The organism is Micromonospora sp. NPDC050980 (assembly GCF_040653835.1).
In the GTDB taxonomy this organism is placed as follows: Bacteria; Actinomycetota; Actinomycetes; order Mycobacteriales; family Micromonosporaceae; genus Micromonospora.
Window position 1 is genome coordinate 1 of the sequence record NZ_JBFAGS010000003.1, and the last position, 9,426, is coordinate 9,426.

Annotated in this window: 9 protein-coding genes; 1 reads left to right on the forward strand and 8 read right to left on the reverse strand. The window is 73.9% G+C overall.

From position 1 onward, the window contains the following. Positions 1-365 precede the first annotated feature (365 nt). The 8 genes from AB0H28_RS06450 to rimP form a co-directional block, all read right to left on the reverse strand. Positions 366-1,385, reverse strand: coding sequence for a bifunctional oligoribonuclease/PAP phosphatase NrnA (locus AB0H28_RS06450; protein ID WP_358035920.1), 1,020 nt, complete (start codon positions 1,383-1,385; stop codon positions 366-368). A 74-nt stretch (positions 1,386-1,459) separates the two neighbouring features. Next, complete coding sequence (gene rbfA, locus AB0H28_RS06455; protein ID WP_358035176.1) at positions 1,460-1,945, reverse strand: 30S ribosome-binding factor RbfA; 486 nt, start codon at positions 1,943-1,945, stop codon at positions 1,460-1,462. A gap of 167 nt (positions 1,946-2,112) precedes the next feature. Beyond that, entirely contained in the window at positions 2,113-2,406 is a 294-nt protein-coding gene (locus AB0H28_RS06460) for a DUF503 domain-containing protein (protein ID WP_358035179.1), read from the reverse strand. Positions 2,407-2,447: 41 nt separating this feature from the next. Next, entirely contained in the window at positions 2,448-3,491 is a 1,044-nt protein-coding gene (locus tag AB0H28_RS06465; RefSeq protein WP_358035182.1) for an SAM-dependent methyltransferase, read from the reverse strand. A gap of 79 nt (positions 3,492-3,570) precedes the next feature. Continuing rightward, on the reverse strand, positions 3,571-6,564 hold the full coding sequence (gene infB, locus AB0H28_RS06470; protein WP_358035184.1) for a translation initiation factor IF-2: 2,994 nt from the start codon (positions 6,562-6,564) through the stop codon (positions 3,571-3,573). A 93-nt stretch (positions 6,565-6,657) separates the two neighbouring features. After that, entirely contained in the window at positions 6,658-6,993 is a 336-nt protein-coding gene (locus AB0H28_RS06475) for a YlxR family protein (RefSeq protein WP_358035186.1), read from the reverse strand. Positions 6,994-7,008: 15 nt separating this feature from the next. Continuing rightward, the gene (gene nusA, locus AB0H28_RS06480) at positions 7,009-8,052 is read right to left on the reverse strand and encodes a transcription termination factor NusA (protein ID WP_358035189.1); all 1,044 of its coding nucleotides are present in this window, start codon (positions 8,050-8,052) and stop codon (positions 7,009-7,011) included. Beyond that, a complete protein-coding gene (gene rimP, locus AB0H28_RS06485) occupies positions 8,049-8,702 on the reverse strand; it encodes a ribosome maturation factor RimP (protein ID WP_358035192.1) in 654 nt (217 codons plus the stop codon). Before rimP ends, nusA begins: the two co-directional genes overlap by 4 nt. Before the next feature lie 263 nt (positions 8,703-8,965). Between rimP and AB0H28_RS06490 the strand changes: the two genes are divergently transcribed. Beyond that, positions 8,966-9,418, forward strand: coding sequence for a hypothetical protein (locus AB0H28_RS06490; RefSeq protein ID WP_358035922.1), 453 nt, complete (start codon positions 8,966-8,968; stop codon positions 9,416-9,418). The last annotated feature ends 8 nt before the right edge of the window (positions 9,419-9,426 follow it).

Genomic DNA, 9,426 nt, shown 5'->3' on the forward strand with positions numbered 1-9,426 from the left:
GTGGAACGCCATGCACCTCTCAAGTGCTCGCAGACAACCACCACGTTCCACCCGGCAGCGAGCGGGCTGGTGAGTGGAACGCCACGGCTGTCTCACGTCTACGCGGACAACAGCGGAGCACGAGCAGAGCGGGCCGGCCCTCCGGTGGACGCCTCGAGGACCGGCATGGCAGCCACCCAGCGCGATCGACGGAAGTGAACGGTTGTGTAGGTGGAAGCCCCCAACCCGCCGCTCGCGGGGCCAGGACTGCGGAACCGAACGTGGCCTGGCGACGTCGAGTCACCCGAACGGCTCGCCCCGGGTGCGGCACCCAGGCCGGGGCGAGGAGCTGGGCGGGTGGTGGGCAGGTGCAGTGGCGGGAGCGCTCAGGGGTGCGGGGGCAGCACCGCGGAGGTGAGGGCGGCGCGGATGCCGGCGACCACCTCGTCGATCGCGCCCCGCCCGGTGAAGCCGGCCGCGAACCGGTGCCCGCCGCCGCCGAGCCCCACGGCCACCCGACTCACGTCCACCGCGCCCTTGCTGCGCAGCGAGACGGCCCACTCGGCCGGCCCGGACTGCTTGACCACGCAGCTCACGTCCGCCTCGGCGGTGCAGCGGACCGAGTCGATGAGCGCCTCCAGCACGTACGCCGGCTGGTCGTGACGGGCCAGGTCGTCGTGGGTCGCGTACGTCCAGACCAGGCCGTGCCCGGCGGCGGCCGACGGTTCGAGCGTGGCCCGGCCGAGCACCTCGCCGAAGAGGCGGACGGCGCCGAACGGGCGGGTGTCGAAGACCCGCCGGGAGATGTCGCCGGGCCGGATGCCGGTGGCCAGCAGGCGCGCGGCCATCTCGTGCACGGCCGAGGTGGTCGCCTCGAAGCGGAACGAGCCGGTGTCGGTGGTCAGCGCCACGTAGAGGCCGGTCGCCATCGCGGCGTCCAGCGTCACCCCGAGCCGGTCGAGCAGCCCCAGCGCCACCACGGAGGTCGCCGCCGCGTGCGGGTCGACCAGGTTGACGGCGCCGAAACCGGTGTTCGAGGCGTGATGGTCCAGCACCAGCGACGTGCCGGCCGCGGCCAGCCGATCCGCCAGGTCACCCAACCGGGACTCGCTGGCCGCGTCGAAGCAGACCACCAGATCCGGTGCCGGGTACGCGTCATCCTGCGACACCAGCAATTCGACGCCGGGCAGCCAGCGGAACGGCTCGGGCACACCCGGTGGCCCGGGGAAGGTCGCCTGGAGTTGACGTACGCCGAGCCGGCGCAGGCCCAGCGCGAAGCCGAGCATGCTGCCGAGCGCGTCCCCGTCCGGGTTCACGTGGCAGATCAGCAGCACCCGAGCGTCGGCGTGGAGGTCGCGTACCGCCGCGACGGCGGCCGCCCAGTCGGCGTCGGTGGGACCGCCCACCGCCGCGCCGTCCGGCCCGGCGGCAGTCGAGCCGACCCGGCTCGCGGCTGGCACGCCGGACCCGGCGACCCCGCTCACCGCCGGTCGCCGGCGCGCGGCTCGTCGTCCGCCGGCGCGTCCTCGCCCTCCGCCGGCGCGTCCTCGTCCTCCACCCGGTACGGCTGGGCGTCGCCCGCGTACGCGGCGCCGGCGGCCAGGCGCTGCACCTCGGCGTCGGCGGACCGGGCGGCGGTGAGCAGGTCGTCGATGTGCTTGACCTGGTTCTGCACGTCGTCGAGGACGAAGGTCAGCGTCGGCGAGTGCCGCAGCCCGAGCGCCTTGCCGACCGTGCTGCGCAGCATGCCTCTGGCGCTCTCCAGCGCGGCGGCCGTGCTCGCCTGGGCCGCCGCGTCGCCGAGCACCGTGTAGAAGACGGTGGCGTCGCGCAGGTCCGCGGTGATCCGGGCGTCCGTGATCGTGATCATGCCGAGCCGGGGGTCCTTGATCTGGCTCCGCACCACCGACGCGACGAGTTCACGGACGCGCTCCGCGTGCCGGCGTACCTTGGCCGGATCAGACATGTCCCCCACCTCCACGTTCGCTGTTCCTACGGCCCCGGCGCGGGTGACGCCGCGACCCGCGGTAGCCGCCCTTCACCGGGCCGACCGCCCAACGTCCGAGAACATTACCCGCGCCCCGCCGGGCGTCGCGCGGCGCGGCCGGACCACCGCGCGACGCGCCGACCGGGTCAGTCGTCCGCGCCGTGCAGACGGCGGCGCACCGACAGCAGTTCGGTCTCCGGGCGGGCGGCGACCATCCGCTCGCAGGAGTCGAGCACCTCACGGACATGGACGGCCTCGGCGGCCACCACGGCCACCCCGATCTCGGCCCGGCCGTGCAGGTCCAGCGCACCGACCTCGGCGGCCGAGACCTCGAACTTGCGCAACGCGGCGACGATCGGCCGGACGTAGGACCGCTTGGCCTTCAGGGAGCGGGAGTCGCCCGGGAGCAACAGGTCGAACAACGCGGTTCCGGTATACACGGCGAGCAACGGTACGCGCCGCACGGAACCGCGGCACCCGATTACGGCCTGACCGCGACCAGCACGTCCCGCTCGATGGCCTGGTCGACCCGGTGCGCGAGGTCGCGCCAGCCGGGCCCGTCGACCACGCGCAGGCCGGCGGCGGTCAGCACCGCCTCCGCCTCGCCGCGCGGCGCCACGTGCGTGTTCCAGGACAGCCCCAGCGCCCCGCCCGGGCGCAGCAGCTCACACCACACCGGTACGGCGGCGGTGAGCAGCTCCAGCGGGCTGCGGGACAGGCCCGCAGCGGTGCGGCTGCCGTGCGCCACCCCGTACGGGGCGTCGGTGACGATCACGTCGGCGCACCGGGCGCGCAGCACCTCACGGGCCCGGGTGGTGTCGGTGTTGAGCACCACGACCCGCTGGGTGACGCCCGCCCGGTGCGCGTCCCGGGACGGCGCGAGCACCGCCTCGAACCGGCGGGCGACAAGCTTGCGGTCCCGGCGCACCGACGTGGTCTCCGCCGTGTGCTTGAGCCGCTTGCGGCGCAGCCAGGTCCGCAGGAACGCCGTGTACGCCTCCACGTCCTGGCTGTCGCGCTCGACGCCGATGCCGTCGTGGCCGTACATGAGCGCCTGGTTGAGGGTGGTGCCCCGGCCGCAGAGCGGGTCCAGCACCACGAGCCCGCCGTCGAGCATCCGGGGCGCGGCGGCCGAGGCGAGCAGCGTGACGTTGAGCAGCAGCCGGGTGAACTGCTCGTTTGTCTTCCCGGCGTACTTGGGGATGGTGATCAGATCCGAGTCGTAGTGGGCCAGTGGGTGCAGTGGCACCGGCCGGAGCAGGTCGTCGCCGACCCGCTCGAAGAGCGCGTACGCCGCCGACAGGTTCGCCAGGTGTGCCAGGTCACGAGCGCCGAGGCCGGGAGCGGGCGCGGTGAAGGTGAGGTAGTCCACCCCACCGATCCTGGTGACCTCCGCGTCGGTGGGCACCGCGTCGAGCACGCCCGAGCCGGCGAACACGGCCAGTTCGGCGCGGGCCAGCCGGGCCGCCGCGTCGGCGTAGACGCGGTTGGCGGAGGGGGCGAGGAGCAGCGCGTACCCGATCACGCCGGAGATTGTCGCAGCCTGCGGAAACGGCGACGGCCGGGACCCGAAGGCCCCGGCCGTCGACGGTTGTGCACACCGCTCAGCCGCGCGGCTTCTCCCGCATCTCGAAGGTCTCGATGACGTCGCCGACCTGGACGTTGTTGTAACCGCCCAGCGTCAGACCACACTCGAAGCCTTCGCGAACCTCGGTCGCGTCGTCCTTGAACCGCTTCAGCGAGCTGATCGTGAGATTGTCCGCCACGACCGCCCCGTCCCGCAGCAGCCGCGCCTTGGCGTTGCGGCGGATGAGACCGGACCGGACGATACAGCCGGAGATGTTGCCGATCTTGGACGAGCGGAAGACGTCGCGGATCTCCGCGGTGCCCAGCTCGACCTCCTCGTACTCCGGCTTGAGCAGACCCTTGAGCGCGGCGTCGATTTCCTCGATGGCCTGGTAGATGACCGTGTAGTACCGGATCTCCACGCCCTCGCGGTCGGCGATCTCGCGGACCTTGTTGGCGGCCCGCACGTTGAAGCCGATGATCGTGACCGCCTCGGACGAGGCGCTCGCGAGCATGACGTCGCTCTCGGTGATCGCACCCACGCCCCGGTGGATGATCCGAAGCTGGACCTCCTCCGGGATGTCGAGGTTGAACAGCGCGTCCTCGAGCGCCTCCACGGAACCGGAGACGTCGCCCTTGAGCACCAGGTTGAGCGAGGTCTTCTCGCCCTCCTTGAGCTGCTCCATGAGCGTCTCGAGGGTGGCCCGGCCGCGGGAGTTGGCGAACGAGGCCGCCCGCCGCCGTGCCTGCCGCTGCTCGGCGATCTGCCGCACGGTGCGGTCGTCCTCAGCGGCCAGGAAGGTGTCACCCGCACCCGGCACCGTGGTCAGACCCAGCACCATGACCGGACGCGCCGGCCCGGCCTCGTCGACCGGCTTGCCGTTCTCGTCCAGCATGGCCCGGACCCGGCCGTGCGCCCCACCGGCGACGATGGAGTCACCCGCCCGGAGCGTGCCCTTCTGCACCAGCACGGTCGCCACCGCGCCCCGACCCTTGTCCAGGTGCGCCTCGATGGCCACACCCTGGGCCGGCCCGTCGACCGGAGCGGTCAGCTCCAGCGAAGCGTCGGCGGTCAGCAGGACGGCCTCCAGCAGCTCGTCGATGCCGGTGCCGGGCTTCGCCGCCACGTTGACGAACATGGTGTCGCCGCCGTACTCCTCGGCGACCAGGCCGTACTCGGTCAGCTGCTGGCGGACCTTGTCCGGGTTCGCCTCCGGCTTGTCGACCTTGTTGACCGCGACCACGATCGGCACGTCCGCCGCCTTGGCGTGGTTGAGCGCCTCGATGGTCTGCGGCATCACGCCGTCGTCGGCCGCCACCACCAGGATCACGATGTCCGTCACCTGGGCACCACGGGCACGCATGGCGGTGAACGCCTCGTGACCCGGGGTGTCGATGAACGTCACCGCGCGGTCCTCGCCCTCGTGCGGGACGTGGACCTGGTAGGCGCCGATGTGCTGGGTGATGCCACCCGCCTCACCGGCCACGACGTTCGCCTTGCGGATCGCGTCGAGCAGCTTGGTCTTACCGTGGTCGACGTGACCCATCACGGTCACCACCGGCGCACGGCTGACCAGGCGGTCGGCCGCGACCTCGGCGTCGAGGTCGATGTTGAACTGCGCGAGCAGTTCGCGGTCCTCGTCCTCCGGGCTGACGATCTGCACGTCGAAACCGAGGTGCTCGCCCAGCAGCAGCAGGGTCTCGTCGGAGCACGACTGCGTCGCCGTCACCATCTCGCCCAGGTTGAACATCTCCTGGACCAGCGAACCCGGGTTGGCGTTGATCTTGTCGGCGAAGTCGGACAGCGAAGCGCCACGGGACAGCCGGACGACCTGACCCTGACCACGGGGAGCACCCGAGGACATGGTCGGGGCCGACAGGTTGTCGAACTCCTGTCTGCGCTGCTTCTTGGACTTGCGGCCACGGGTCGGCCGACCACCCGGACGCCCGAAGGCACCCGCGGCGCCGCCGCCACGGCCACGACCACCGCCACCCGGACGACCACCGCCGCCACCCGGACGGAAACCACCGCCGGGGGCACCGCCACCGCCACCGGGACCGCCGCGGTAGCCACCGCCACCGCCGCCCCCACCGGGACCGCCGCGGTAGCCACCGCCACCGCCACCGCCACCGGGACCGCCGCGGTAGCCGCCGCCACCGCCACCGGGGCGACCCGCGCCGCCACCGGGGCCGCCACGACCGCCACCGGGGCCGCCGGGGCGACCCGTGGTCGGGCGCTGGCTCGGCATCGACGCCGGGCTGGGCCGCGGCGGCATGGACGCCGGGCTGGGCCGCGGCGGCATGCCGGCCGGGCTGGGACGGGGACCGCCCCCACCGGCGGCCGGGGGCCGCTGCTGCTGGCCACCCTGAATGCCGAACGGGTTGTTGCCGGCACCGCGCGCCGGCGGACGACCGCCGGGACGGGCGCCCGGGCCCTGACCCGGGCCACCGGGACGAGCGGCCGGGGAACCCGGACGCGCCGGCATGGCGTTCGGGCCGGGACGCGGGCCGGGACGGGGACCGCCCTCGGCCGGAGGCTCCCGGCGAACGGGCTCGCGCTGCTGCTGGCGGGCGGCCTGGGCGGCCTTGACCGCGGCCTCCTGCTCAGCCTTCAACGCGGCGGCACGCGCTTCCGCAGCCGCCACTTCGATGTCGTGCGCGCTCGCCGGCTTGGCGACCGGGGTCGCCGGCTGCGGCGGGCCGGGGACCGGGCCCTTGGGCTTCGGTCCAGGGGTCGGCGCGGCCGGACGCCGAGGCGGCATCGGTCGGGCCGAGACCCGGGGGGCACCCGGGGTCGGGGTGGGCGTCGGGGTCGGTGCCGGGCCGCTGGACGCGGCCGCCGGCGGTGCGGCGGGCGCCGGCGAACCGGCGGACGCCACGAACGCGTTCCGCAACCGTCGGGCGACAGGCGCCTCGACGGTGCTGGAGGCGGACTTCACGAACTCGCCCATCTCCTTGAGCTTGGCGAGAACGGTCTTACTTTCGACCCCGAGCTCCTTGGCGAGCTCGTGTACGCGGGCCTTTCCTGCCACTGCACTCCTCACTCCGAGGTCGTGCGGGCAGCACCCGCAACAACCTCACTCGTGCACTTGAAGCCTGGTCATTTCTGCGACTTCATCGTGTGCTCATGTCGGTCGTCCTACCTTGCTAGCGACCCTCGACCGGTCGGGTTGACCGGTCGTCGGGGGTTGCGCGTCGACGTGCTCGGCAAGCGCGCCGTGGTCGGGGACCCCGGCGACGCGCAGTGCCCGCCCGAAGGCGCGGCGCCGCACCGCCTGCGCGAAGCAGGCCGGATTGGGGTGCATGTTCGCCCCCCGACCCGGCAGTCTGCGGGCCGGATCGGGCCGGAGGCTGGTCTGACCAGCCCCGTCACCGATCGCGACGACCCGCAACAGCTCGCTGGCCGGCGCGCGTTTCCGGCAGCCCACACAGGTGCGCTCCGGCAGCGCGCGTCGTGCCACTGAAGAAGTCTACCCCTAGCTGCTCGAGATCGCGCCGCCTGGCTCCGGTACGTGATCAGCTCCGCCCCGCCCGCCGGGGCCGGGCTGCTCCGCGTCGGAGCGGATGTCGATCCGCCAACCGGTCAGACGGGCCGCGAGGCGGGCGTTCTGCCCCTCCCGACCGATCGCGAGCGAGAGCTGGAAGTCCGGGACGGTGACCCGGGCGGCGCGGCTGGCCAGGTCGACCACCTCGACCCGCAGGGCCTTGGCCGGCGAGAGCGCGTTGCCGACGAAGGTGGCCGGGTCGTCCGACCAGTCGATGATGTCGATCTTCTCGCCGTGCAGCTCGCTCATCACCGCGCGGACCCGCTGCCCCATCGGGCCGATGCAGGCGCCCTTGGCGTTGACGCCGGAGGCGGTGGAGCGTACGGCGATCTTGGTGCGGTGACCTGCCTCACGCGCGATCGCGCCGATCTCCACCGTGCCGTCGGCGATCTCCGGCACCTCCAGTGCGAAGAGCTTCTTCACCAGCGCGGGGTGCGACCGGGACAGCGTGATCTGCGGGCCGCGCATGCCCTTGGCCACGTGCACGACCACGCAGCGGATCCGCTCGCCGTGCTCGTACCGCTCGCCGGGGACCTGCTCGGACTGGGGCAGCACACCCTCCAGCTTGCCCAGGTCGACGCTGACGATGCCCTTCTCCCGGCGGGTCTCGTGCGCCTGCACCACGCCGGTGACCAGGTCGCCGTCGCGGCCGACGTACTCGCCGAAGTGCACCTCGTCGGTGGCCTCCCGCAGCCGCTGGAGGATCACCTGCTTGGCGGTCATGGCGGCGATCCGGCCGAAGTCGTGCGGGGTGTCGTCCCACTCCCGCGTCACCGTGCCGTCGTCGTCCAGCTCCTGGGCGTAGACCGAGGCGGCGCCGCTCTTGCGGTCGATCTCCACCCGGGCGTGCGGCTCGGCGCCGTCGGTGTGCCGGTAGGCGGTCAGCAGCGCGGTCTCGATCGCCGCGAGGATCGTGTCGAACGGGATCTCCCGCTCGCGCTCCAGGGCGCGCAGCGCCGCGAGGTCGATGTTCACCTCTCCTCGTCCTCCAGATCTTCGTCGTCGATGTCGGTGTCGTCACCGAGATCGGAGTCGGCCAGGTCGTCCAGGCGGTTGAACTCCACCTGGACCCGGCCGGGTCCGAGTTCGGGGTAGGGGTGCGCGGCCGGCCCGGCGTCGGTCTCCAGCGTCACGCGCTCGTCGTCGGCGGCCGTGATCCGGCCGGTGAGCAGACGGTCCCCGGCGTCGCCGCGCACGGTGACCTTGACCAGCCGGCCGACGTTGCGCCGCCAGTGCCGGGGCAGGGTGAGCGGGCGGTCCACGCCGGGCGAGCTGACCTCGAGCTGGTATTCACCGGCGACGATGTCGCCGGCCGCCTCCTCGGCGGCGTCCAGCGCCGCGGAGACCGCCCGGGAGACGTCCGCGACGGCGTCCAGGCTGATGCCGCCGTCGGCGGCCACGATCACCCGGACCACGTGCCGGCGACCGGCGCGGGAGACGGAGAGGTCCTCCAGGTCGTAGCCGGCGGCGGTGACCACCGGCTCGATCACCTCGCGCAGCCGGGTCCGGCGGGCGGCGAGATCGCCGCGGGGTGCGCCACCGCGGTCCGCGCCGCGAGAGCCGTCGGACCGGCGGGGCCGCCCGGCGGGCCCGGACGGCCGGGTGGCACGGCCACGCTGCGTCATTCCGCGCACCTCTCTGCTGTTGCCACGGCCCGTCGAGCCGTGTTGTCCGCCGCCGGCGCCGGCGGTCGACCCGCCAAGCCGGCACGCCACCGGGGCGTCCGCGCCCGGTGGCTGCGCAGAGCGTAACGCCTGCCTCGGACGGCAGCCCCGGCGGCGCACCGACGACCCTGCCCCACCGGGTGGCGGTGATGGTGTTGACTTGTCCGGTGGGGACCGGCAGAACACCATCCGACCAGGGCTGCGCGGGGCACTCCCGGCGTCGCCTGCTGCGCGCCGGAGCGCTCCTGGCGCTCGGTGGCGTGGCCGCGCCGCTGACTGGTTGTGATCTTCTCGACCGTGACGACGAGCCACCGCCGCCGGACGCGCTGGAGCCGTTGGTGGCCGAGGCGCTGGCGCTTGAGGCCCGCTACCGGGCCGCGGCGACCGCCGCGCCGACGCTCGCCACCCGGCTGACCCCGATCGCCGACGCGCACCGGGCGCACGCCGAGGAGCTGCGCCGGGTGATCGGCCGGCCGGCGCCCTCCGGCACGCCCACGGCCGACCCGACGGGCACGCCGGCCGCCGACCCGGACGAGGTGCTGACCGACCTGCGCCGGGCCGAGCAGCAGGCCCGGACCAACGCCGCAAAGGCGTGCGCCGCCGCGCCGGCCGAGCGGGCCGCGCTCCTCGGCTCGGTCGCCGCCGCCCGGGCCACCCACGCCGAGGCGCTGGCATGAGCGAACGC